Here is a 22,809-nt window from a genome sequence, read left to right on the forward strand (position 1 = left end):
CTGCGCGCCTCAGCGCGGTGCGAGCACCAGTGCATGTTCGGCCTTGCCCGGCAGGAACGGCGTGGGCCGGCCGTGTACCCAGTCGTCGTGGCCCGCGCCCCAGAACGGCGACAGCGGATGGCCGCTCTGTCCGCCGGGCATGTGGATGAAGCCGTCGGCCTCGCGGCCGGGTGACACCACCATGCGCTGCGACGCGCCGAAGGCCGGGCCCTGCACGCGCGGCATGTGGGTGTCGCCGGGCAGCGCATCGGCCGGCATGCACAGCCACCCGCGCGCCGGCCTGGGCAGCGCGGACGCCAGCGGATGGCAGATGCGCGCGGTGTTGTATTCCCCCCAGTTGCGCGCGGCCAGCGGGCCCTGGGCCGACAGTTCGTCGCGCACCGCCACGGCGGCATCCTCGAACAGCGCCTCCCAGCTGGCGAAGCGTCGCGGCAGCAGGTGCGCCGGCCGCTGCGACACCAGCGGCCAGGCCACGCCTTCCAGCTGCGGCAGCGCCGGCATCGCGAAGTCGTCGCCGAGTGCCGCGCGTGCGGGCGCCAGCAGACCATCGGCGATGCGCTCGTTGACCGCGATCCGCCAGGCACGCACCACGCGGTAGCTGGTGGACGCGGGATCGGCGCGACCCTCCCACTCCGCCGCGGCTGCGGAGAGGACCGCGAGTGCCGGCGTGGGCGATGTCGCCGAGCGCTCGCGCAACAGCCGCCACCAGCGCGCGAGGAACAGCGCGCGGTCGTCAAGCTGGATGGCGAGCAGGTCGCGCTCGTTGAAGCGGTCGGCCGCTCGCAGCGCGTCGCGGATCTGCGCGCCGCGCGCACCGAGCGCGTAGCCGCCGTCACCGATGCGTTCCAGCGAGGGCCCGCTCACCACGCGGCTGTTGGCCGTCCACAGGCGATCCACGGTGGGCGAGGCGAGGGTCGGGGCGTTGCGGGTGCTGGCCGCCCACGGCGGACACGCGTCGCTGCCCGCCTCCGTGACGGGTTGCACCGGCGTGCAGCCGGATGCGCGCTGCGGCAGCGGGCCGATCAGCCGCCATGCGATGCGACCACCACGGTCGCCGATGACGAGGTTCTGGGTGGGCATGGCGGCATCGCGCGCCAGCACCAGGGCATGGTCGATGCCGCGGGCGCGCGCCATGCCGGCCAGGCCGAAGTTGACCGCGCCCGGCAGGTGCGCCGTCCAGCGCAGGCTGAGCACGCGGCCATCGTCGAGTTCGTGCAAAACCGTGCCCCACGGCGTTTCGCGCACGTCCAGCGCCACCGGGTCCGCGCCGGCGACCAGGATCGTCTCGCGGTGCGTTTCCACCGCGGCGCACCCGCGGGCCGGGCTCGGGCCGCAGGGCGTTTCCAGCGCCCAGTCGAGGTAGTCACCGTAGCTGTTGGTGAAGCCCCAGGCCACGTGGCGATTCGAGCCCACGATCACCGCGGGCAGGCCGGGCAGGGTGAAGCCGGACACATCCACGCCGCCGGATTGCGCGCCCGCATCAGCGTAGTGCAGGCGCGCGCGAAACCAGGTGCCGGGCGCACGCAGGCCGAGGTGCATGTCGTCGGCGACGATGGCGCGGCCATCCGCGGTCAGAGTGCCGGCCACCGCGAAGTTGTTGCTGCCCGGCTCCGGCGCGTCGGGCAGCGGACCAGTGCCGCCGTGGTCCGGCGCGGGCAGCCGGCGCAGGTCGAGGACGTCCGCGCCGGGCAGCGTGGCATCGCCGATCGCATCGCCGGACAACGGCGCGTCCCAGCTGGAGCCGGCATGGGTGACCAGCGCATGCAGCGCCGCGGGCAGGTGCGGGCGCACCTTCCACAGCGCGAGCTCGCGCGCGTTGCCGGCGTCCTGCAGGTCGAAGTACATCGCGAATGCGACCAGCGCCGAGTCCTCGGCACGCCACGGCTCCGGCGCGGTGCGCAGCAGCAGGTAGGGCCATGGGCGCACATCGAGCGCGGCCAGCCCGGCATTGACGCCTTCGACATAGGCATCGAGCTGCGCGCGCCGGTCGCCGAGGATGGCGTCGAGATTGGCCGCGATGCGTGCGCGCATCCGGTGCACGCGATGCGCGCGGTCGGCATCCAGCGCGACCGGGCCGAACAGCGCGGCGAGTTCGCCGGCCGCGGTGCGGCGCATCAGGTCCATTTCGAAGTAGCGTTCCTGCGCGTGCACGTAGCCCAGAGCGCGCATCGCATCGGCCTCGGTGCCGGCGTCGATGGTGGCCACGCCGAGCGCATCGCGGGTCACGGTGACCGGTGCCGCGAGGCCGGACAGCCCGGCATTGCCGTCGAGCAGCGGCAGGCTGGCGCGCAGCGCCCACCATCCCGCCAGCGCGGCCAGCGCCACGCACAGCAACATCAACGCCGCCAGCCGCAGGCACCAGCGCACCATGCACGATCCTCCCCCTCAGGAAGGATCGATTATGCGGTCTTATTCCACCGAGAGCGCGTCGACCTTCTGCCATCCACGCGGCAGCAGGCCACCGCGACTGCCGCGCGCCGCCATGTAGGGTTCCAGCTCGCGCCAGGACAGGGTCATGGTGCGCGCGCCTGACTTCACCGAAAGGCTGCCGCCCTCCGGCACCGAGACGATCGCCACCACGCGTTCGGTGGCACGCTTGGGCTTCGGGATCTCGATGATCTTGTTGCCCTTGCCGCGGTCGAGCTCGGGAAGTTCCGACACCGGGAACACCAGCAGGTGTCCGGCACTGGTCACCGCCACGATCCGGTCGCGCTCCACGCTCGCAACCGGCGCCGGCTGCAGCACGCGTGCCTCGGGCGACAGCGACAGCATCGCCTTGCCGGCCTTCTGCCGTCCGGTCAGGTTCTCGAAGCGGGTGACGAAGCCGTAGCCCGCCGATGACGCCAGCGCGAAGCGGCTGTCGTTCTCGCCGCTGGCCATCGCCACGAACGCCGCGCCCGCCACCGGCGAGAAGCGCCCGGTCAGCGGCTCGCCATTGCCACGCGCCGACGGCAGGCCGTGCGCGAGGGTGGAATAGCTGCGTCCGGTGGAGTCGAGGAAGGCCACCTGCTGCGAGGTGCGCCCACGCACCGCCTGCAGCGGCGCGTCGCCTTCGCGGTAGGACAGCGCCGAGGCCTCGACGTCATGGCCCTTGGCCGCGCGTACCCAGCCCTTCTGGCTGAGCACGATGGTCACCGGCTCGCTGGCCACGAGGTCGGTCTCGGCCAGTGCCTGCGCGGCACCGCGCTCGACCAGCGGCGAGCGGCGGGCGTCGCCGAACTTCTTCGCGTCCGCCAGCAGCTCGTCCTTGACCATCTTGCGCAGCTTCGCCTTGCTGCCGAGCGTGGCCACGAGCGATTCGCATTCGGCGGCCAGCGCATCCTGTTCGCCGCGGATCTTCATTTCCTCCAGCCGCGCCAGCTGCCGCAGCCTGGTTTCCAGGATGTAGTCGACCTGCTCGTCGTCGAGCGCGAAGCGCGCCTGCAGGACGGCCTTGGGCTCGTCCTCGGTGCGGATGATGCGGATCACTTCGTCGAGATTGAGGAACGCCACCAGCAGGCCTTCCAGCATGTGCAGGCGGCGCTCGACCTTGTCCAGGCGGTGCTGCAGGCGGCGGGTGACGGTGTCGGCGCGGAACACCAGCCATTCCGCCAACAGCGTGCGCAGGTCCTTGACCTGCGGCCGGCCGTCGAGGCCGATGATGTTGAGGTTGACCCGGTGGCTCTTCTCCAGGTCGGTGGTCGCGAACAGGTGGCCCATCAGCTGGTCGGCATCGACGCGGTTGGAGCGCGGGATCAGCACCAGGCGCACCGCGTTGGCGTGGTCGGACTCGTCGCGGATGTCCTCCAGCCACGGCAGCTTCTTGGCGCGCATCTGCGCGGCGATCTGTTCGATCACCTTGCCGGGGCTGGCCTGGTAGGGCAGCGTGGTGATGACGATGTTGGCGCCTTCGCGGTCGAAGGTGGCGCGCGAACGCACGCTGCCGTGGCCGGTCTCGTAGATCGCGCGCAGGTCGACCGCCGGGGTGATGATCTCCGCGCCCGTGGGGTAGTCGGGGCCGCGCACGTGCTCGCAGAGGTCGGCGACCGTGGCTTCGGGGTCGTCGATCAGGCGCACGCAGGCGCTGACCACTTCATTGAGGTTGTGCGGCGGCACGTCGGTGGCCATGCCCACGGCGATGCCGGTGGTGCCGTTGAGCAGCAGGTGCGGCAGGCGCGCCGGGAGCCAGGTCGGCTCCTCGAGCGTGCCGTCGAAGTTGGGCACCCAGTCGACCGTGCCGTGGCCGAGTTCGCCGAGCAGCGCCTCGGCGATCGGCGTGAGCTTGGACTCGGTGTAGCGCATGGCCGCGAACGACTTGGGATCGTCGGCCGAGCCGAAGTTGCCCTGGCCCTCGATCAGCGGGTAGCGGTACGAGAACGGCTGCGCCATCAGCACCAGGGCTTCATAGCAGGCGCTGTCGCCGTGCGGGTGGTACTTGCCGATCACGTCGCCCACGGTGCGCGCGGATTTCTTGGGCTTGGCGCCGGCGCCCAGGCCGAGCTCGCTCATCGCGAAGATGATCCGGCGCTGCACCGGCTTCAGGCCGTCGCCGATGAAGGGCAGGGCGCGGTCGAGCACCACGTACATCGAATAGTCGAGATACGCGCGCTCGGCGTACTCGCGCAGCGGGATCTGTTCGAAGCCGTGGAAAACGGGGCGGACGGTGTCGTTCATCGGGACTGCAAGGACCGGGGGACGGCAATTCTACCGGCCGCCGTGAGCCACGCGAAAAACCCGCGCCGGGGCTGCGTCGTCAGGCGCCGGCCCGCGGATCGGTGACGACCTCGCCATCTTCCTTGGTGAACGGCGTCGGGAGCGGCGGCAGGATGTCGAGCACGGCCTCGGACGGCCGGCTCAGCTGCACGCCGCGGTCGGTGCGCACGAAGGGACGGTTGATGAGCACGGGTTCGGCGAGCATGGCGTCGAGCAGGGCGTCTTCGGACAGCGCAGGGTTGTCGAGGCCCAGCTCCGCATACTTCGCCTCCTTGGCGCGGATCGCATCGCGCACGCCAATGCCGGCGTCGCGGATCAGCGCGACGAGCTCTTCGCGCGACGGCGTGTCGGTCAGGTACGCGACGACTTGCGGTTCGATGCCGGCGTGGCGGATCAAGGCAAGCGTGTTGCGCGAGGTGCCGCAGCGGGGGTTGTGGTAGATCGTGGCGTGCATGGGGGCCTCCTCAGGTGCAGCAGGATCGGGCGGGCAATGTGTTGCCGGGTGCCGCTTCGACTGCCGAGCTGGCCGCCGCCAGCGCACGGGCAGCAAGGTCACCCTTGCGCTCACTGTAGCGGTTGGTCAGATGGTCGCTGCGGCCACGCACCAGCAGGGTGAACTTCACCAGCTCCTCGACCACGTCGACCACGCGGTCGTAGTACGGCGACGGCTTCATGCGGCCGGCGTCGTCGAACTCCTGCCAGGCCTTGGGCACCGACGACTGGTTTGGGATGGTCACCATCCTCATCCAGCGCCCGAGCAGGCGCAGGGCGTTGACCACGTTGAACGACTGCGAGCCGCCGCAGACCTGCATCACCGCCAGCGTCCGGCCCTGCGTTGGGCGTACGCCACCTTCCTCCAGCGGCAGCCAGTCGATCTGGTTCTTGAATACCGCGCTCACCGCGCCATGGCGTTCCGGACTCACCCACACCTGGCCTTCGGACCACAGCGACAGCGCGCGCAGCTCCGCCACCTTCGGGTGGTCGGCATCGACGCTGCCCTGCATCGGCAGGCCATGGGGATCGAACACGCGGGTTTCCGCGCCGAAGTGGCGCAGCAGGCGCTCGGCCTCGAGCGCGAGCTTGCGGCTGCACGACTCCGGGCGCAGCGAACCGTACAGGAGCAGGATCCGTGGCGGATGCCCGCTGCCGGTCCCCGGTGCCAGTGGATCGAGAAACGAAACCGGCACCGCGTCGGGTACCAGGTTCGGGAGTCCGGCATGCGTCGTCATGGTTGCCTCACGCAAAATGTTTCGACTATTCTAGAAACATGGAACTGAAAAGCGCAACCGCCGCATTGGCCGCCCTGGGGCACCCGACGCGTCTGGCGGTGTTCCGCCTGCTGGTCGAGGCCGGGCCCGAAGGCCATACGCCGGGGGAGATCATGGATGCGCTGTCGCTGCCCGGCGCCACCCTGTCGTTCCATCTCAAGGAACTCACCGCGGCGGGCCTGATCGACGGCGAAGCACAGGGCCGGCACATTTCCTATCGCGCCGATTTCAGCGCGATGAACGGCCTGGTCGAGTTCCTGACCCGGAACTGCTGTGGCGGCGACCAGGGCCGTTGCCCGCCTGCATCCCGACCGGTCCCCGCTGGCGCCCGCAAAGCGCGTGGAGCCTGAGACGTGCTGCTCGCGCTGCTGATCTTCATCGCCACCATCGCCCTGGTCATCTGGCAACCGAAAGGCCTCGGCGTCGGCTGGAGTGCGTCGCTCGGCGCGGTGCTGGCGCTGCTGACGGGCGTCGTCGGCGTAGCCGACATCGCCACGGTCTGGGGCTTCGTCTGGAACGCCACCTTCACCTTCGTCTCGGTGATCCTCATCAGCTTGGTGCTCGACGAGGCGGGCTTCTTCGAATGGGCGGCGCTGCACGTGGCGCGCTGGGGCGGGGGCAACGGGCGCAGGCTGTTCGTCTTCCTCGTGCTGCTCGGTGCGGCGGTGGCGGCGCTGTTCGCCAACGACGGGGCGGCGCTCATCCTGACGCCGATCGTGATCGCGATGCTGCTGGCGCTGAAGTTCAGCCCCGCGGCCACCCTGGCGTTCGTGATGGGCGCGGGATTCATCGCCGACACCGCGAGCCTGCCGCTGGTGGTGTCCAACCTGGTCAACATCGTCTCGGTCGATTACTTCGACATCGGCTTCGCCGAGTACGCCTCGGTGATGGTCCCGGTCAACCTGGTTTCGGTGGCCGCAACGCTTGCCGTGCTGCTGTGGTTCTTCCGCCGCGACATTCCCGGGACCTACGACGTGACGCAGTTGCGGGATCCGGCTCTGGCCATCATCGATCGCGCCACCTTCAACGCCGGCTGGGTCGTGCTGGTCCTGTTGCTGGTCGGGTTTTTCAGGCTCGAACGCCTGGGCGTGCCGATCAGCGCGGTGGCCGGGGCCGGCGCGCTGGCGTTGCTGGTGGTGGCCGGGAGGGGGCACAGGATCTCGACCCGCAAGGTGGTGCGCGATGCGCCGTGGCAGATCGTGGTGTTCTCGCTGGGCATGTACCTCGTGGTCTATGGCCTGCGCAACAACGGATTGACCGACCACCTGGCCGGGTTGCTCGACGCGTTCGCCAGCCATGGCGCGTGGGCCGCGACCTTCGGCACCGGCCTGCTCTCGGCCTTCCTGTCGTCGGTCATGAACAACATGCCCACCGTGCTGGTGGGCGCACTGGCCATCGACGCCAGCCAGGCAGAGGGGCCGGTGCGCGAGGCGATGGTGTACGCAAACGTCATCGGCAGCGACCTGGGACCCAAGTTCACCCCGATCGGCAGCCTGGCCACGCTGCTGTGGCTGCATGTGCTTGCGCGCAAGGGCATCCGCATCACCTGGGGCTACTACTTCAAGGTCGGCATGGTCCTGACCCTGCCCGTGCTGCTGGCGACGCTGGCCGCGCTGGTGCTGCGCCTGGGACTCGCGTGAGCGGCGCTCGGCGGGCCCGGCCACTCCCAACCTGTTTTCCCCGCCCACTGCCGAGGTGACCGCCATGAAGGACCGATACAACATCCTGTTCGTATGCACCGGCAATTCGGCCCGCAGCATCATGGCCGAAGCCGTGGCCAACCGCCTCGGCGGCGAACGCATGCGCGCCTTCAGCGCGGGGAGCCATCCGCAAGGCCATGTGCACCGCGGCGCGCTGCAGGTGCTGGACGCCGCCGGCCTTGCGACATCCGGACTGCGCAGCAAGAGCTGGGAGGAATTCGCGGCTGCGGATGCACCGGTGATGGACCTGGTGATCACCGTCTGCGACCGCGCTGCGGCAGAGGCCTGCCCCCACTGGCCCGGTCATCCGGTCACCGCACACTGGAGCGTTCCCGATCCGGCCGCCGTCGAAGGCAGTCCGGAGCAGGTGGAGCGGGCCTTCAGCCTTGCGCTGCAGATGCTGCACCAGCGGATCTCGTTGCTGCTGTCCCTGCGCCCCGGTGACTGGGACCGTCTTGCCATCGAATCCCTTGCCGCAATGGAGACCAACGCATGACCATCCGTGTCGGCATCAACGGCTTCGGCCGCATGGGTCGCCTGACGCTGCGCGCGGCGTGGGACGAGGCGGACATCGAGTTCGTCCACATCAACGATCCCGCAGGCGACGCGGCCACGCTGGCGCACCTGCTGAACTTCGATTCGGTCCACGGCCGCTGGGACCGCGCGATCGCCGCCGACGGCGATGTGCTGGTCGTCGACGGCAGGCGCATCCCGGTCACGCGCAACAAGGAACTTGCGGCCAGCGACTGGTCGGCTTGCGACGTCGTGGTCGAAGCGTCCGGCAGGTTCCGCAAGCCCGATGTCCTGCAGCCCTATCTCGACCAGGGCGTGAAGCGCGTGGTGGTGACGGCTCCGATCAAGGCGCCGGGAACACTGGACGTGGTGATGGGCGTCAACCACGCGCGCTTCGATCCGGCGGCCCACCGCATCGTGTCGGCGGCGTCATGCACCACCAACTGCTTCGCGCCGGTGGTGAAGGTGATCCACGAGGGCCTGGGCATCCGCCATGGCAGCCTGACCACCATCCACAGCCTGACCAACACCCAGACCATCGTGGACGCGCCGCACAAGGACCTGCGCCGCGCGCGTTCCTGCGGCAGCAGCCTGATTCCGACGTCGACCGGCTCGGCCACGGCCATCGCCGAGATCTTCCCCGAGCTGCGTGGTCGGCTTGACGGACATGCTGTCCGTGTTCCGCTGACCAACGCCTCGCTGACCGACTGCGTGTTCGAGGTCGAACGGGCGACCACGGTGGAGGAGGTCAACGACATGCTGCGCACGGCGGCGGAGGGCGATCTGGCGGGCATCCTCGGCTTTGAGACGCGCCCTCTGGTCTCGATCGATTACCGGACCGATCCGCGATCGGGGATCGTGGACGCGCTGTCGACGCTGGTGGTCAACGGGACGCAGGTCAAGATCTACGCCTGGTACGACAACGAGTGGGGTTACGTGAACCGCACTGCGGAGCTCGTGCGGATGGTCGGCGACGTGGACCGCTAGCCATGGCCGTGCGCCTGTCCCCCGGGGTGCGCCAGTACATGCTGGTCACCGGCAACTACTGGGCGTTCACCCTCACAGATGGCGCGCTGCGCATGCTGGTGGTGCTGCACTTCCACCAGCTCGGCTACAGCCCGCTGCAGATCGCCATGCTGTTCCTGTTCTACGAGATCTTCGGCGTCATCACCAATCTTGTCGGTGGTTGGCTGGGCGCACGGATCGGGCTCAATCGCACCATGAACATCGGGCTGGGCCTGCAGGTGATCGCACTGGCGATGCTGCTGGTCCCGGCGAGTTGGCTGGTGGTGCCCTGGGTGATGGCCGCGCAGGCCCTGTCGGGCGTGGCCAAGGACCTCAACAAGATGAGCGCCAAGAGCAGCATCAAGCTGCTCGTTCCCGGCGATCAGCAGGGTTCGCTGTTCCGCTGGGTCGCTGCACTGACCGGATCGAAGAACGCGCTCAAGGGCGTCGGTTTCTTCATGGGCGGCGCGCTGCTGACGGCCATCGGATTCAGGCCGGCGATCCTGGTGATGGCGGCGGCGCTGGCCGTGGTGTGGGGGCTGGGCCTGGCGACGCTGAAGCGCGACCTGGGCAAGGCCAGCGGCAAGCCGAAGTTTCGCGACATCTTTTCCAAGAGCCGGGCGATCAACCTGCTGTCGGCCGCGCGCATGTTCCTGTTCGGCGCGCGCGACGTGTGGTTCGTCGTCGCGCTGCCGGTGTTCCTTGCCGGAGTGCTCGGCTGGGATTTCTGGCAGGTTGGCGGGTTCCTTGCGGCATGGGTGATCGGCTACGGCATCGTGCAGGCGCTTGCGCCGTACTTCACCGGGCGTCGGCGTGGCGATGTCCCGGGCGGCCGCGCCGCAACCGCCTGGGCGGCAGCGCTTGCCGTGGTGCCGGCGGCGATGGCGCTACTGTTGTTCCAGGGCGTGTCCCCGAAGTGGGTGCTGCTTATGGGCCTGGCCGTGTTCGGTGTGCTGTTCGCTATCAACTCGTCGCTGCACAGCTATCTGATCATCAGCCATGCCGACGCCGACGGCGTTTCGCTGGACGTGGGCTTCTACTACATGGCCAACGCCATGGGCCGGCTGCTGGGTACGGTGCTGTCCGGCTGGGTATACCAGGCCGCGGGGCTGGAGGCCTGCCTTGCAATCTCCGCCGTGCTCGTCGCGCTTGCCGCGATCATTTCGATCGGACTGCCGCAGCATCACCCTTCCGGGGCGTCGTCCGCATGAGCACCACGCGGGACCTTGACGTGGATGTGCTGGTGATCGGGGGCGGGCAGGCCGCGCTCGCCACCGCGTACTTCCTGCGGCGCACGGGACTGTCGTTCCTGCTGGTCGACGCCGAGGATGGCCCCGGCGGGGCGTGGCGGCACGCATGGGATTCGTTGACGCTGTTCTCCCCCGCCACATGGAGTTCGATCGCGGGCCGGCAGATGGTGTCGCAAAGGGAAGGGTATCCCGCGCGCGACGACGTGCTCGCCTACCTGTCCGACTACGAGGCGTACTACGCGATCCCGGTCGAGCGGCCCGCGCTGGTGCAGTCCGTGCACCGCGCGGACGGCCGCCTCGTCGCATCCGGCGCGGGCCGGCGATGGTCGGCCCGCGCGATCGTCAGTGCGACCGGCACCTGGCGCAATCCCTTTGTTCCGGAGTATCCCGGGGCGGCCCTGTTTGCCGGCGAGCAGCTCCACTCCTCGCACTACGTCGAGCCGGAGCGTTTTACGGGGAAGAAGGTGCTGGTCGTGGGTGGAGGCAACTCGGGCGCGCAGATCCTCGCGGAGGTGTCGCGGGTGGCCGAGGCACGCTGGGTCACGCAGCAGGCGCCGTCCTTCCTGCCCGACGACGTCGATGGCCGCGTGCTGTTCGCGCGCGCCACCGAGCGCTGGAGGGCGCAGCAGGCTGGCAAGGTCGTGGACGTGCCCGTCGGCGGACTCGGTGACATCGTGATGGTGCCGCCGGTGCGCGAGGCCCGCGGGCGCGGCGTGCTCCATGCGGTGGCACCGTTCGAACGTTTCACCGCCACCGGCGTGGCGTGGGCCGACGGCCGCGCGGAGCAGGTGGATGCCGTGATCTGGTGCACCGGATTCAGGCCTGCACTGGGCCACCTGCAGCCGCTGGACGTGCTTGAAGCCGATGGCCGCGTTCTCGTCGACGGTACGCGCTCGGTGAGATGCCCGCAGCTCTGGCTGGTCGGCTACGGCGACTGGACCGGCGCGGCCTCGGCCACGCTGGTCGGCGTGACACGCTACGCCAGGGACACCGTAGCCGGGATCAGCGCCGCACTCGAGCCAGTTCCCCAGAACTCGCCGAACGCCTCGCCATAGCGGCAGCACCGGCACGTGGCGGGTGCGCAGCACGTGGGTGGTGGTGCTGCCCACGATCATGTTGCGGATCCGCGAATGTCCTGGGCACCCAGGACAACGAAACCGGGGCGGAGGCACAAAAAACCCCGCTTTCGCGGGGTTTCGTGTCATCTCGTCGAAGGGCGTGGCCCCCCGACATGTTGCAGATGGTGCCCGGAAGAGGACTCGAACCTCCACGGAGTTGCCCCCGCTAGCACCTGAAGCTAGTGCGTCTACCAATTCCGCCACCCGGGCAGGTGGGCGCGTATGTTGCAATGCGGTGCACCCGGTGTCAACGCCTGTGTGAGAAGTTCACCACGGCCCGCGCGTACAATTGCGCGATGACAAAGACCACAGGCAAGGGCGGCAGCGGCCGCGACATCTCTTCCGCCAAGGCGAAGAGCGGCAAGGCGCAGGGCGACCAGCCCGGGAAGGGCGAGACCGGCGGCAAGGAACACGGCGCACATCCGCCATCGCCGCGCGCAAAGCCGGCCGCGCTGCCCGGCTGGATGCCCGATCCGGCACTGGTGCGCGCGATGTCGGCTTCATCGCGTGGCACGACGGCCAAGGCGCGCGACACGACGCGCGACGCGCCTCCGGATTCCCCCGCACAGGCCGAGGCGCAGAAGCCTGCCGCGCCCAAGACTCCGCCTCCCCAGGCGCGATCCACGCGCGCACCCACGCGCAGGGACGCACCGCAGCCGCACCGGAAGCAGGCACCGGCGCCTGCCGCGGGTATGCCGTTCCAGGATCCGCAGGCCGCACGTGAAGCCGGCCGCTACGAGCATCCGATCGCCAGCCGCGAAGCGATCCTTGAAGTGCTGGCCGGCGCCGATGGCCCGATGGATGCCGAAGCACTCGCCGCGCGCCTCGGCCTGCTCGAGCCGCACCGCGCCGACGCGCTGGACAAGCGCCTGGGTGCGATGGTTCGCGACGGCCAGATCCTCAAAAACCGGCGCGGCGGCTTCGTGCCGGCGCGCCAGCTCGACCTGATCCCGGGCACGGTGATCGCCAACCCGGAAGGCTTCGGCTTCCTGCGGCCGGAAACCGGCCACGGCGACGACCTGTTCCTGCCGCCGGCGGAAATGCGCAAGGTGATGCATGGCGACCGCGTGCTCGCGTCGGTCACCGGCGTCAACCGCCGCGGCCGCGAGGGTGCGATCGTCGAAGTGCTGGAGCGTCGCGTCACGCGCCTCATCGGCCGCTTCGCGCTGGAGTCCGGCATCAGCTACGTGGTGCCGGATGACAAGCGCATCCAGCGCAACATCCAGATTCCGGCAGATGCACGCCAGGAGGCACGCGACGGCCAGCTCGTGGTCTGCGCGATCGTCACCCCGCCCGACAACCATCGCCCGCCGATCGGCCGCATCCTCGCGGTGCTCGGCGACAAGCTCACCGCGTCGATCGCGGTCGAGGCCGCGATCCACGGCCATGACATCCCGCACGAGTTCCCGCCCGAGGTGCTCGACGAGGCCATGGCCGTGCCGCTGGAGGTGGACGCCGCGTCCGCCGAGCGCCGTCTGGACCTGCGCCGCCTGCCGCTGGTGACCATCGACGGCGAGGACGCCAAGGACTTCGACGACGCCGTCTATTGCGAGCCCAACCGCGACGGTTTCCGCCTGATCGTGGCGATCGCCGACGTCTCGCACTACATCCGCCCGTCGGCGCCGCTCGATGTCGAGGCGCAGAAGCGCGCGACGTCGGTGTATTTCCCCGGCTTCGTCGTACCGATGCTCCCGGAAACGCTGTCCAACGGCATCTGTTCGTTGAAGCCCAAGGTCGATCGCCTGTGCTTCGCCTGCGACATGCAGGTCGACCGCAAGGGCAACGTGGTGTCGTCGTCGTTCCACGAGGCGGTGATGAACTCGCACGCGCGCCTGACCTACACCCAGGTCTGGAACGCGGTCGGCGAGGGCGTCCCCGAGGCCGATCGCGACGCCGCCCAGGCCTTCATCGGCGCGCAGCTGCCGCAGGTTCGCCAGCTGCACCAGCTGTTCCAGGTGCTGGAGAAGGCGCGCCGCCAGCGCGGCGCGATCGACTTCGAGACCTCCGAGGTGCGCTTCGTGCTCGGCCCGCAGGGCGAGGTGACCCAAGCCGGCATGATCCAGCGCAACGACGCGCACAAGCTGATCGAGGAATGCATGATCGCGGCCAATGTGCAGGCCGCGCTGTTCCTGCTCGAAGCCGCGGTGCCGGCGCCGTTCCGCGACCACGACCGGCCGCCGGAAGCCAAGTACGCCGACCTGCTGGAGTTCCTGAAGGAATTCCAGCTGCGCCTGCCGACCTGGCAGAAGGTGCAGCCCAGGGACTACCGCAAGCTGCTGGAGACCGTGCGCGAGCGCCCGGACGCGGCGCTGCTGGAGTCGGTGCTGCTGCGCAGCCAGTCGCTGGCGGTGTACGCGCCGGAGAACATCGGCCATTTCGGGCTGGCGCTGGAGGCGTACGCGCACTTCACGTCGCCGATCCGCCGCTACGCCGACCTGCTGGTGCACCGCGCCATCAAGCACGCGCTCAGCGGCGGCAAGGCCGCCAATTACGAATACTCCGCGCACCAGATGACCGCGCTGTCGCTGCAGTGCTCGGAGCGTTCGCGGCGCGCCGACGAGGCGCAGCGCGAGGTCGACGAGCGCTACCGCGCGGCATGGATGGAAGAGCACATCGGCCGCGAGTTCGACGGCGTGGTGAGCGGCGTGACCAGCTTCGGCCTGTTCATCGAACTGGCCGAGTCCAAGGTCAACGGCCTGGTGCACGTGACCCAGTTGCCCAACGACTTCTACCACTTCGACCCGATCCGCAAGACCCTGACCGGGCAGCGATCGGAGCGCGAATACCGTCTGGGCGACAGCGTGCGCATCGTGGTGCTCAAGGCCAGCGTGGAGGAGTTGAAGATCGACTTCCGTCTGGTCGGCGAAGGCCAGGGCACGCCCGGTGACCCGGGTGAGCCGCGCGGGCAAGCGCCGCGCGGCCAGCCGGCGAAGCGCGCGAAGAAGAAGTACTGAGCGCGACCGCCAGGGCACTTATGACAAGCAAGCAGAACCAGTGGATCGTCGGCATCAATGCGGTCGCGTCGGCGATCGAGCACGATGCAGACAATGTGCGCGAAGTGTTGCTGGAGGCGGGCGGCAAGAACCCCCGTATCGGCGACATCGAGGACAACGCGCGCCGACGCGGCATCGACGTGCGCCGCGTGGCGCAGCAGGCGCTGGACGGCGTGGCCGGTGGCCTGCGCCACCAGGGCGCGGTGGCGCGCTACGCCGCGGCGAAAACCTTCGACGAGGATGCGCTGCCGGGCCTGGTGGAGGCGGCCGAAGGCCGTGCGCTGCTGCTGGTGCTCGATGGCGTACAGGACCCGCACAACCTCGGCGCCTGCCTGCGCAGCGCCGCCGCGGCGGGCGTGACCGCGGTGCTGATCCCCAAGGACAAGGCGGTGCAGGTCAACGCCACGGTGCGCAAGACCTCGGCGGGCGCCGCGGACAGCATCCCGGTGGTGCGCGTGACCAACCTCGCGCGCAGCCTGCGCGAGCTGCAGAAGCAGGGCGTGTGGATCTACGGGCTGGCGGGTGACGCCGCCGCGTCGCTGTACGCCATCGACCTGCGCGGCAATGTGGCCCTGGTGCTGGGTGGCGAAGGCGAAGGCCTGCGTCGCTTGACCCGCGACATGTGCGACCAGCTGGTGTCGCTGCCGATGCCCGGTGCCATCGCGGCCGGCGTTGAAAGCCTCAATGTGTCGGTGGCCGCCGGCGTGTGCCTGTTCGAGGCGGTCCGCCAGCGCGTCTAGGCGGGCAGGGTGTCGCCGCCGGCAGTCGGGGTGCCCTGCGCGCCGCCGGCACTGTCCGAGGCACCTGCCTCGGGCGCCGGCTGGGCATGCCGGCCCCAGGCGTTGGCGATGATGCAGAACAGTTCGCCGGTGCGTTCCGTGTCGTAGACGGCCGAGTGCGCCTCGTCGCTGTTCCAGTCCATGCCCGCCGCCTGCACCGCGCGCGCCAGCACGGTCTGGCCATAGGCGAGGCCCGCCATGGTGACGGTGTCGAACACGCTGAAGGGATGGAAGGGATTGCGCTTGTGCCCGCTGCGCGCGACCGCGGCATTGAGGAAATTCAGGTCGAAGTGCGCGTTGTGGCCCACCAGGATCGCGCGCTGGCAGCCGTGCTTGCGCATCGCCGCGCGCACCGGCGCGAACACGTGGTCCAGCGCCTCGTGCTCGCCTTTGGCGAAACGGAACGGATGGTCGAGGTCGATGCCGGTGATCTGCAGCGACTTCGGATCGATGTCGGTACCGGGTGCCGGCACCACGTGCGCGCTGGCGCCTTCGCCGAGCACGTAGCGGCCGGTCGCGTCCAGGTCGACCGGGCGCACCGCGATCTCCAGCAGCGCGTGGCGGTTCCAGTCGAAGCCGCCGGTCTCGACATCGACCACCACCGGCAGGAAGCCGCGGAAGCGCGCCGACATGGGGGCGAAGGACGGGGGCGTGGAAGGTTCGGGCAGGGTGCTCACCGGCGCTAGTCTAGCCGAGCGCGCCGGCCACCTTTCAACGCCGCACCGGTCACGATGCCCTGGCGGTGCCATTGCCGCAGCATCGCCACGCCCTGCGCGAGAAAGCCGGCATCGCAGGCCATGCCGGCCTCGCCGGCCAGCGCCGCCAGCTGTTCGCGACCACCCAGGGCGGGCGCCTCATCCAGACGTTGCAGCAGCCGCCAGGCCAGCGCGCTGGGCGCGTGGAACCGGACCCGGCCATCGGCCTCGCGATGCAGCAGCAGGAGCGTCGGCTGCAGCGGTGGCTCGCCCGGCTGGAAATCCGGGCCGATGCGCTGCACCGGCCAGGCATAGGCCAGTGGCCAGGCCAGCGGCGACAGCACGGGCGCGCCCGACAGCAGCGCTGCGTCGACGTCGGTGGCGGGCGCGTCGAGCGGGTCATGGGCGATGTCATCGATGCGTGCCTCGCTGATCTGCAGCGCCAGTTCGATCCATTCGTAGTGCGCCAGTTCGGCCAGCCACGGCTCGCGGCCGCCACTGTCCTCGAGGTAGCGCAGGAACTCGCGCGCCACCTCGGTGAACAGCGGCGTGCGCGCGCCATGCCCCCGGTAGAAATCGCGCACGAGCGCTGGCCAGCGCTCGCCGTAGACACGCTTGATCACCGGGAAGTTGCCGCCCAGCAGGCCCTCGATGTTGTTGAAGAACAGGTCGCGGTAGATCTCCAGGCGGCGCGGCTCGATGCCGGCGGGCGGCGGTGCGCGTTCCGGGTCGCGGATGTAGGCGGCCAGCGCGTCCTGTTGCGCGCGCAGGGTTTCTTCGCCGCTCCGGTCGCCGGGGACGCGATCAGGCGGCATGGTCGCGCAGCGTCGCGGCAGTCAGATGGCTGCGCACGGTATCCAGTTCGCCGAGCAGCGCGTCGAACGGCGGGACGTTGAAGTCGCGCTCCAGGACCGTCGGGTGCGTGCCGTGCACGCGGTAGGCCTCGGCGAGCAGCGCCCAGACCGGGTCGCCGACCGCCGCGCCATGGGTGTCGATCTTCAGGTCCGGGGCTTCGTCGTAGTGGCCGGCGACATGGATGCAGGCGATTCGCGAGGATGGCAGCCCGCGCAGGAACGCATGCGCGTCATAGCCGTGGTTGGTCGCATTGACCACGATGTTGTTGACGTCGAGCAGGAGGTCACAGTCGGCTTCGGCCAGCACCGCGTTGATGAACTCCAGTTCGGCGAGCGCTGTCGCCGCTTCGACCGGAATGACGGCGTAGTAGGAAATGTTCTCGACCGCGATGCGGCGGCCCAGGATGTCCTGCGCACGGCGGATGCGCGCGGCGACGTGGTGCACCGCCTCCTCGGTGAACGGCAGCGGCAGCAGGTCGTAGAGCTGGCCCAGGCGGTCGCCGCAGGCACTCAGGTGTTCGCTGTAGAGCGGCGCACGGTGTGCGTCGAGAAAGCGCCGCAGCTTGTGCAGGAAGGTCTCGTCCAGCGCGGCCGGGCCGCCGAGGGAAAGCGACAGGCCATGGAAGACCATCGGGTGGCGTGCCGCCAGTTCGGCGAAGGCATCGCCCATGGCGCCGCCAACGCCCATCCAGTTTTCGGGCGCGGCCTCGAGGAAATCGAAGCTGCCCGCGGGCGCCGCGCGCAGCTCCGCGAGCAGGCCGCGGCGCAGCCCGAGGCCAACGCTGCGAGGGTCGAGCACCGGCACCATGGCGGCTACCGGTGCGCGCGGGCCGCGCGCACCGGTGTCAGGCCTGGCTCAGGCGGCGCCGCCGCACTTGCCCTCGCCGCACTTGCCTTCGCCGCACTTGCCTTCCTGTGCCGCCTTGCCGTCGCCTGCCTTCTTTTCGGCATGGTGCGCGTCGTGCTCGGCCTGGTCGACGAAACCGTCGCTGTTGACGTCCATGGCCGCGAAGTAGGCGGCATCCTTGTCCGGGTGGCGCGCGGTGAATTCGGCGGCGGAGATGCGGCCATCACCGTCGCTGTCGACCTTGCTCATGCCGCAGGTGCCTTCGCCGGTCTTGGCGGCGGGCTCGCCGGTGGCCTGTGCGCTCACTGCGGTGCCGGCCGCCATGTAGCCGCTGCCCAGCTGGTGCATGGCGAACGCGGAGCCGGAAAGTGCGATGCCGCCGAGCGCGGCCATGGCCAGGGCGACGGGTTTGTTCGTGGGCTTCGACATGTCGGTCTCCATCTTGCCCGGCGGATGCCGGGAGGCGGATTATGCCGCAGCCCGGCGTGCTGCATAGCAGCACACGCGGCCGGCATTCAGGCGGTGGTATTGGTGTCGTCGCGCTTCTCGCGGGGCGGCAGGTTGTCCTCGCCACGCACCACGAACCAGATGTTCTCGGCGATGTTGGTGGCGTGGTCGCCGATCCGTTCGAGGTTCTTGGCCATGAACAGCAGGTGCGTGCAGCCGGTGATCGCGCGCGCGTCCTCCATCATGTAGGTGAGCAACTCGCGGAACAGGCGGGTGTAGGCGGCATCGAGTTCGGCATCGCGCTCGCGGACGCGCTGCGCGGCCTCCGCGTCGGCGTTGCGGTAGGCCTCGAGCACGTCGCGCACCTGGCGCGCGGCGAGCACCCCGAGTGGTGCAAGGCCCCCGGCGAGCGGCAGCGGCGGCGCCTGGTTGAGCGCCTTGGAGCGCTTGGCGATGTTGCTGGCGTAGTCGCCGATGCGCTCGAGGTCGGACACGATGCGCAGCGCGGCGAGGATTTCGCGCAGGTCGCGTGCCAGCGGGCCGCGCGTCGCGGTCATCATGACGTCCTGGCTGACCTCGCGCTCGATCGCGTCGATGGCCTCGTCGTTGGCGATGATGCGCTCGGCGGCGCGATCGTCGCGGCGCTCCACGACATCGAGCGCGGCTTCGAGCTGGGCGACCGACATCTCGCCCATGCGCAGGATCTCGTCGATGATGCGTTCGCGTTCTTCGTCCTGGGCGCGCAGGATGTGGTCATGGGGCTGCATGGTCATCCGAACCTTCCGGTGATGTAGTCCTCGGTCTGCTGCTTCGAGGGATTGGAAAAGATGGTCGCGGTGGCGTCGTGTTCGACCATGTCGCCGAGATACATGAACGCCGTGTAATCGGAGACGCGCGCGGCCTGCTGCATGTTGTGGGTGACGATGACGATGGTGTAGTCGAGCTTGAGCTCTTCGATGAGTTGCTCGATGCGGCTGGTGGAGATCGGGTCCAGCGCCGAGGTCGGCTCGTCGAGCAGCAACACCTCCGGCTTCAGCGCCACCGCGCGTGCGATGCAAAGCCGCTGCTGCTGGCCGCCGGACAGGCCCAGCGCGCTCTGCTGCAGCTTGTCCTTGACCTCGTCCCACAGCGCCCCCTGGCGGAGCGCGCCTTCGACGCGCGCGTCCATCTCGGCCTTCGACAGCTTTTCGTGGTGGCGGATGGCGTAGGCGATGTTCTCGTAGATGGTCATCGGGAACGGCACCGGCTTCTGGAACACCATGCCGACCTTCGAACGCAGGCGGTTCATCGGGTACTTGGGCGCCAGGATGTCCTCGCCGTCGAGCAGGATGCTGCCGCTCGCCACCTGCCCCGGATACAGGGCGTAGATGCGGTTGAACACCCGCAGCAGCGTCGACTTGCCACAGCCGGACGGCCCGATGAGCGCACTCACGCGCTTTTCGGGGATGTCCATGTTGACGCCCTTGATGGCGTGGAACTTGCCGTAGTGGAAGTCGAGGCCGCGCACCTGGATCTTGATCGGCGCCTTCGCGGCGGCCGTGGCGCGTTCCGGGGTCGCGGTGGAAAACGCGATGCGCCCGGCTGCTTGGAGGTGGGGGGAGCTGTCGTTCATCGACGGGATCCGGAGGGGAAGGGTGTCAATCATTCGGGATGCGGTTGCGCAGCAGCAGCGCACGCGCCACCAGGCCGATCAGCAGCACGAACACGGTCAGCACCAGCGCACCGGCCCAGGCCAGCTGTTGCCAGCTCTCGTAGGGGCTGGCGGCGTACTGGTACATCACCGTGGGCACGCTGGCCATCGGCTGCATGATGTTGCTGTTCCAGTACAGGTTGCCGAACGCGGTGAACAGCAGCGGCGCGGTCTCGCCGCTGATCCGCGCCAGCGCCAGCAGGATGCCGGTCACGATGCCCGCCGACGCGCTGCGGTAGAGGACCTGCACGGTGACCTTCCACTGCGGGACGCCGAGCGACAGCGCCGCCTCGCGCATCTGCGTCGGCACCAGCCGCAGCATCTCGTCGGTGGTTCGCAGCACCACCGGCAGCACGATGAAGGCGAGCGCGACGGCACCGGCGAAGGCCGAGAAATTGCCGCCGCTGCGCATCACCAGCAAGGTGTACACGAACAGGCCGAGCACGATCGATGGTGCCGACATCAGGATGTCGTTGATGAAGCGCACGGTGCCCGCGATGCGGCTGCGGCTGCCGTACTCGGCCAGCCACGTGCCCGCGGCGACGCCCAGCGGCGCGCCGATCAGGATCGCCAGCCCGCACATCACGGCCGAGCCGAACAGCGCATTGCGCAGGCCGCCTTCGGCCATCGGCGGCGGCGTGTCCTGGGTGAACAGCTGCCAGTTCACGCCGGCGATGCCCTTGCTGACCAGCGTCCACAGGATCCAGGCCAGGAACACCAGCCCGAGCACGGCCGCAACGCAGGACAGCACCATCGCCGCCGCACTGGTGATGCGCCGGCGCAGGTACAGGCTGTCGGCGGCCCGCTGTCGATCGATCACGGCCGACATCAGTTGCCCTCCCTGCGTGCAAGCCGCGACAGCATCGTGCGTGCCAGCGCGAGCACGATGAAGGTCACGATGAACAATACGAAGCCGAGCAGCAGCAGCGCGGAGCGGTAGGTGTCGGTGGCTTCGCCGAAGTCGTTGGCGATCAGCGCGGCGATCGTGGTGCCGGGCTCAAGCAGCGACGGCGTCAGGCGCACGCTGTTGCCGACCACGAACGCGACCGCCATGGTCTCGCCCAGTGCGCGCCCCAGGCCGAGGAAGATGCCGCCGATCACCGCCGAGCGTGTGTAGGGCAGCACCACGTCCCAGCAGACCTCCCATTTCGTCGAGCCCAATGCATAGGCCGACTCCTTCAGCCGCGTTGGCACGGTCAGGAACACCTCGCGCATCACCGAAGAGATGAAGGGGATGACCATGATCGACAGCACCAGGCCGGCGGTGAGCAGGCCGATCCCCAGCGGCGGGCCCTGGAACAGCGCGCCGACCAGTGGCAGGGTGCCGACGTGGTCGTTGAGCCACGGGGTGACGTGTTCGGTCATCACCGGGACGAACACGAACAGGCCCCACATGCCGTAGATGATCGACGGAATGCCCGCCAGCAGCTCGATCGCTGTGCCGACCGGTCCACGCAGCCAGCGCGGCGCGACCTCGGTCAGGAACACCGCGATGCCGAAGCTCACCGGCACCGCCACCAGCATGGCGATGATCGCGGTGACCACCGTGCCGTAGATCGGCGCGAGCGCACCGTAGCGGTTCTCGACCGGATTCCACTCGGACGACAGGAAGAACGACAGTCCCTGCGATTGCAGGGCGTCACGGCCCCCCCAGAGCATCGCCAGCGCGGCTGTGGCGAGTGACAGCACCACGAAGACCACGGTGGCCACCAGCGCGTAGCGGAACCAGCGGTCGGCGCGCGCATCGCGCATGTCACGCGTGCGCGGGACGGTGTCGGGGAGTGTGCTGGCGCTCATCTGGGTCCCTGGCGTGCGAGGACGTCCGCCGCGGATGCGGCGGGCGCTGGCGTCACTTGTACTCGGCGGCCCAGTACGCCTCGATCTGCTGCACCAGCTCCGGCGGCAGCGGCACGTAGTGCAGGTCGGCGGCCTGCGCCTGGCCATTCTCGAGCGCCCACTTGAAGAAGGCCAGAGCGGCCTTGCTGCGCGCCGGATCCTTCGGCTGCTTGGGCATCAGCATGAAGTTGGTGGCGGTGATCGGCCAGGACTCGGCGCCGGGCGCGTCGGTGATCACCAGGTTGAAGTCGGTGGCGCCGGCCCAGTCGGCGGTACGCGCCGCGGCGGCGAAGCTGTCGGCGCTCGGTGTCACGAAGTTGCCGGCGGCGTTCTGCAGCGAGGCGTACGGCATGGTGTTCTGCAGCGCGTAGGCCAGCTCCACGTAACCGATCGAGCCCTTGATCTGCTGCACATACGAGGCCACGCCTTCGTTGCCCTTGCCACCGACGCCCAGCGGCCAGGACACCGAGGTGCCTTCGCCAACCTTCGCCTTCCACGCCGGGCTGACCTTGGACAGGTAGTTGGTGAAATTGAAGCTGGTGCCGGAGCCGTCGGAGCGGTGCACGATGCTGATCTTGCCCGCAGGCAGGCCCAGGCCGGGGTTCAGCGCGGTGATCGCCGGATCGTTCCAGGTCGAGACCGTGCCGAGGAAGATGTCGGCGAGCAGCGGGCCGCTGAGCTTCAGCGCGCCCGGCGCCAGGCCTTCGATGTTCACCACCGGCACGACGCCGCCGATCGCGGACGGGAACTGGCCGAGGCCTGCCTCCGCCAACTCAGTGCTGCTCAGCGGCTTGTCGCTCGAGCCGAAATCGACGGTGCCGGCCTTGACCTGCGCGATGCCGCCGCCGGAGCCGATCGACTGGTAGTTCACCTGGCTGCCGGTGGCGGCGTTGTAATCGGCCGACCAGCGCGAAATCAGGGGATAGATGAACGAGGCGCCGGCGCCGGACACCTGCGTGGCGACCGCGTCGCCGGCGCTGTCGGCAGATCCCGAAGCCGCGTTGGATGCAGTGGCCGGTGCGTCGGCGGAGGGCTGGCAGGCGGCGGCAAACAGCGCGACGGCGAGCGCCAGCGAGGCAGTGCGGAGCGTGGGCAGGGACATGGTGGGGTTTCCATAGGGAA

Annotated in this window: 20 protein-coding genes, 1 tRNA gene and 1 pseudogene; 8 read left to right on the plus strand and 14 right to left on the minus strand. The window is 69.4% G+C overall.

Going from position 1 to position 22,809, the window contains the following annotated elements; all coding sequences use genetic code 11:
- Nucleotides 1-9: 9 nt before the first annotated feature.
- The 4 genes from IDM46_RS06225 to arsH form a co-directional block, all read right to left on the minus strand.
- Nucleotides 10-2,370 carry a penicillin acylase family protein gene (locus IDM46_RS06225; protein ID WP_185115135.1) on the minus strand — a complete coding sequence of 787 codons (2,361 nt, stop codon included), beginning with the start codon at nt 2,368-2,370 and terminating at the stop codon, nt 10-12.
- Between the two features lie 39 nt (nt 2,371-2,409).
- On the minus strand, nt 2,410-4,653 hold the full coding sequence (gene parC, locus IDM46_RS06230) for a DNA topoisomerase IV subunit A (RefSeq protein WP_185115136.1): 2,244 nt from the start codon (nt 4,651-4,653) through the stop codon (nt 2,410-2,412).
- 79 nt (nt 4,654-4,732) lie between these two features.
- Nucleotides 4,733-5,146, minus strand: a complete 414-nt coding sequence (arsC, locus tag IDM46_RS06235) for an arsenate reductase (glutaredoxin) (protein ID WP_185115137.1) — start codon at nt 5,144-5,146, stop codon at nt 4,733-4,735.
- A gap of 10 nt (nt 5,147-5,156) precedes the next feature.
- A complete protein-coding gene (gene arsH / locus IDM46_RS06240) occupies nt 5,157-5,921 on the minus strand; it encodes an arsenical resistance protein ArsH (protein WP_185115138.1) in 765 nt (254 codons plus the stop codon).
- A gap of 38 nt (nt 5,922-5,959) precedes the next feature.
- Here arsH and IDM46_RS06245 point away from each other — a divergent pair, with 38 nt between their 5' ends.
- The 6 genes from IDM46_RS06245 (at nt 5,960) to IDM46_RS06270 (ending at nt 11,483) form a co-directional block, all read left to right on the plus strand.
- Nucleotides 5,960-6,310: a metalloregulator ArsR/SmtB family transcription factor gene (locus tag IDM46_RS06245; RefSeq protein ID WP_182821382.1), complete on the plus strand. Its 351-nt coding sequence runs from the start codon at nt 5,960-5,962 to the stop codon at nt 6,308-6,310.
- A gap of 3 nt (nt 6,311-6,313) precedes the next feature.
- The gene (locus tag IDM46_RS06250; RefSeq protein ID WP_185115139.1) at nt 6,314-7,600 is read left to right on the plus strand and encodes an arsenic transporter; all 1,287 of its coding nucleotides are present in this window, start codon (nt 6,314-6,316) and stop codon (nt 7,598-7,600) included.
- 64 nt (nt 7,601-7,664) lie between these two features.
- Nucleotides 7,665-8,156, plus strand: coding sequence for an arsenate reductase ArsC (locus IDM46_RS06255; RefSeq protein ID WP_185115140.1), 492 nt, complete (start codon nt 7,665-7,667; stop codon nt 8,154-8,156).
- The gene (locus IDM46_RS06260) at nt 8,153-9,160 is read left to right on the plus strand and encodes an ArsJ-associated glyceraldehyde-3-phosphate dehydrogenase (protein ID WP_185115141.1); all 1,008 of its coding nucleotides are present in this window, start codon (nt 8,153-8,155) and stop codon (nt 9,158-9,160) included. Before IDM46_RS06255 ends, IDM46_RS06260 begins: the two co-directional genes overlap by 4 nt.
- 2 nt (nt 9,161-9,162) lie before the next feature.
- A complete protein-coding gene (gene arsJ / locus IDM46_RS06265; RefSeq protein ID WP_185115142.1) occupies nt 9,163-10,389 on the plus strand; it encodes an organoarsenical effux MFS transporter ArsJ in 1,227 nt (408 codons plus the stop codon).
- Entirely contained in the window at nt 10,386-11,483 is a 1,098-nt protein-coding gene (locus IDM46_RS06270) for an ArsO family NAD(P)H-dependent flavin-containing monooxygenase (protein ID WP_185115143.1), read from the plus strand. Before arsJ ends, IDM46_RS06270 begins: the two co-directional genes overlap by 4 nt.
- Nucleotides 11,484-11,669: 186 nt before the next feature.
- Here IDM46_RS06270 and IDM46_RS06275 read toward each other — a convergent pair.
- Nucleotides 11,670-11,756: transfer RNA gene (locus IDM46_RS06275), tRNA-Leu, on the minus strand.
- Between the two features lie 254 nt (nt 11,757-12,010).
- Here IDM46_RS06275 and rnr point away from each other — a divergent pair.
- Together rnr and rlmB are read left to right on the plus strand one after the other, a co-directional pair.
- Nucleotides 12,011-14,500, plus strand: a complete 2,490-nt coding sequence (gene rnr / locus IDM46_RS06280; RefSeq protein ID WP_223878060.1) for a ribonuclease R — start codon at nt 12,011-12,013, stop codon at nt 14,498-14,500.
- A 20-nt stretch (nt 14,501-14,520) separates the two neighbouring features.
- The gene (gene rlmB / locus IDM46_RS06285; RefSeq protein ID WP_182821375.1) at nt 14,521-15,279 is read left to right on the plus strand and encodes a 23S rRNA (guanosine(2251)-2'-O)-methyltransferase RlmB; all 759 of its coding nucleotides are present in this window, start codon (nt 14,521-14,523) and stop codon (nt 15,277-15,279) included.
- A 95-nt stretch (nt 15,280-15,374) separates the two neighbouring features.
- On the opposite strand, the pseudogene rnt reads toward rlmB, so the two are convergent.
- The 9 genes and pseudogenes from rnt to pstS form a co-directional block, all read right to left on the minus strand.
- Nucleotides 15,375-15,950 (minus strand): annotated as a pseudogene (rnt, locus tag IDM46_RS06290) (ribonuclease T); the annotation flags it as partial.
- A 50-nt stretch (nt 15,951-16,000) separates the two neighbouring features.
- A complete protein-coding gene (locus IDM46_RS06295; protein WP_185115144.1) occupies nt 16,001-16,828 on the minus strand; it encodes a putative DNA-binding domain-containing protein in 828 nt (275 codons plus the stop codon).
- Entirely contained in the window at nt 16,818-17,666 is an 849-nt protein-coding gene (locus IDM46_RS06300; RefSeq protein WP_223878043.1) for a DUF692 domain-containing protein, read from the minus strand. The genes IDM46_RS06295 and IDM46_RS06300 overlap by 11 nt, the downstream gene beginning before the upstream one ends.
- Nucleotides 17,667-17,723: 57 nt before the next feature.
- Nucleotides 17,724-18,143 (minus strand): EF-hand domain-containing protein, encoded by a 420-nt coding sequence (locus IDM46_RS06305; RefSeq protein ID WP_182821369.1) that lies wholly within the window; start codon nt 18,141-18,143, stop codon nt 17,724-17,726.
- Between the two features lie 86 nt (nt 18,144-18,229).
- The gene (gene phoU, locus IDM46_RS06310; protein WP_182821366.1) at nt 18,230-18,934 is read right to left on the minus strand and encodes a phosphate signaling complex protein PhoU; all 705 of its coding nucleotides are present in this window, start codon (nt 18,932-18,934) and stop codon (nt 18,230-18,232) included.
- Nucleotides 18,931-19,773, minus strand: a complete 843-nt coding sequence (gene pstB, locus IDM46_RS06315; RefSeq protein WP_182821364.1) for a phosphate ABC transporter ATP-binding protein PstB — start codon at nt 19,771-19,773, stop codon at nt 18,931-18,933. Before pstB ends, phoU begins: the two co-directional genes overlap by 4 nt.
- A gap of 25 nt (nt 19,774-19,798) precedes the next feature.
- A complete protein-coding gene (pstA, locus tag IDM46_RS06320) occupies nt 19,799-20,680 on the minus strand; it encodes a phosphate ABC transporter permease PstA (protein ID WP_185115146.1) in 882 nt (293 codons plus the stop codon).
- The gene (pstC, locus tag IDM46_RS06325; RefSeq protein ID WP_182821360.1) at nt 20,680-21,648 is read right to left on the minus strand and encodes a phosphate ABC transporter permease subunit PstC; all 969 of its coding nucleotides are present in this window, start codon (nt 21,646-21,648) and stop codon (nt 20,680-20,682) included. Before pstC ends, pstA begins: the two co-directional genes overlap by 1 nt.
- A gap of 52 nt (nt 21,649-21,700) precedes the next feature.
- The gene (pstS, locus tag IDM46_RS06330; RefSeq protein ID WP_185115147.1) at nt 21,701-22,789 is read right to left on the minus strand and encodes a phosphate ABC transporter substrate-binding protein PstS; all 1,089 of its coding nucleotides are present in this window, start codon (nt 22,787-22,789) and stop codon (nt 21,701-21,703) included.
- Between the last annotated feature and the right edge of the window lie 20 nt (nt 22,790-22,809).

The organism is Luteimonas sp. MC1825 (genome assembly GCF_014764385.1).
GTDB lineage: Bacteria > Pseudomonadota > Gammaproteobacteria > Xanthomonadales > Xanthomonadaceae > Luteimonas.

Excerpts from the sequence above, each read along its gene's own strand:
- IDM46_RS06245 (WP_182821382.1), top strand. The coding sequence starts at position 5,960 with ATGGAACTGAAAAGCGCAACCGCCGCATTGGCCGCCCTGGGGCACCCG.
- IDM46_RS06305 (WP_182821369.1), bottom strand. The coding sequence starts at position 18,143 with ATGTCGAAGCCCACGAACAAACCCGTCGCCCTGGCCATGGCCGCGCTC.
- pstS (WP_185115147.1), bottom strand. The coding sequence starts at position 22,789 with ATGTCCCTGCCCACGCTCCGCACTGCCTCGCTGGCGCTCGCCGTCGCG.
- arsH (WP_185115138.1), bottom strand. The coding sequence starts at position 5,921 with ATGACGACGCATGCCGGACTCCCGAACCTGGTACCCGACGCGGTGCCG.
- pstA (WP_185115146.1), bottom strand. The coding sequence starts at position 20,680 with ATGTCGGCCGTGATCGATCGACAGCGGGCCGCCGACAGCCTGTACCTG.
- pstB (WP_182821364.1), bottom strand. The coding sequence starts at position 19,773 with ATGAACGACAGCTCCCCCCACCTCCAAGCAGCCGGGCGCATCGCGTTT.
- IDM46_RS06270 (WP_185115143.1), top strand. The coding sequence starts at position 10,386 with ATGAGCACCACGCGGGACCTTGACGTGGATGTGCTGGTGATCGGGGGC.
- pstC (WP_182821360.1), bottom strand. The coding sequence starts at position 21,648 with ATGAGCGCCAGCACACTCCCCGACACCGTCCCGCGCACGCGTGACATG.
- parC (WP_185115136.1), bottom strand. The coding sequence starts at position 4,653 with ATGAACGACACCGTCCGCCCCGTTTTCCACGGCTTCGAACAGATCCCG.
- IDM46_RS06255 (WP_185115140.1), top strand. The coding sequence starts at position 7,665 with ATGAAGGACCGATACAACATCCTGTTCGTATGCACCGGCAATTCGGCC.
- IDM46_RS06295 (WP_185115144.1), bottom strand. The coding sequence starts at position 16,828 with ATGCCGCCTGATCGCGTCCCCGGCGACCGGAGCGGCGAAGAAACCCTG.
- IDM46_RS06225 (WP_185115135.1), bottom strand. The coding sequence starts at position 2,370 with ATGGTGCGCTGGTGCCTGCGGCTGGCGGCGTTGATGTTGCTGTGCGTG.
- arsC (WP_185115137.1), bottom strand. The coding sequence starts at position 5,146 with ATGCACGCCACGATCTACCACAACCCCCGCTGCGGCACCTCGCGCAAC.
- rlmB (WP_182821375.1), top strand. The coding sequence starts at position 14,521 with ATGACAAGCAAGCAGAACCAGTGGATCGTCGGCATCAATGCGGTCGCG.
- phoU (WP_182821366.1), bottom strand. The coding sequence starts at position 18,934 with ATGACCATGCAGCCCCATGACCACATCCTGCGCGCCCAGGACGAAGAA.
- IDM46_RS06260 (WP_185115141.1), top strand. The coding sequence starts at position 8,153 with ATGACCATCCGTGTCGGCATCAACGGCTTCGGCCGCATGGGTCGCCTG.
- rnr (WP_223878060.1), top strand. The coding sequence starts at position 12,011 with ATGCCCGATCCGGCACTGGTGCGCGCGATGTCGGCTTCATCGCGTGGC.
- arsJ (WP_185115142.1), top strand. The coding sequence starts at position 9,163 with ATGGCCGTGCGCCTGTCCCCCGGGGTGCGCCAGTACATGCTGGTCACC.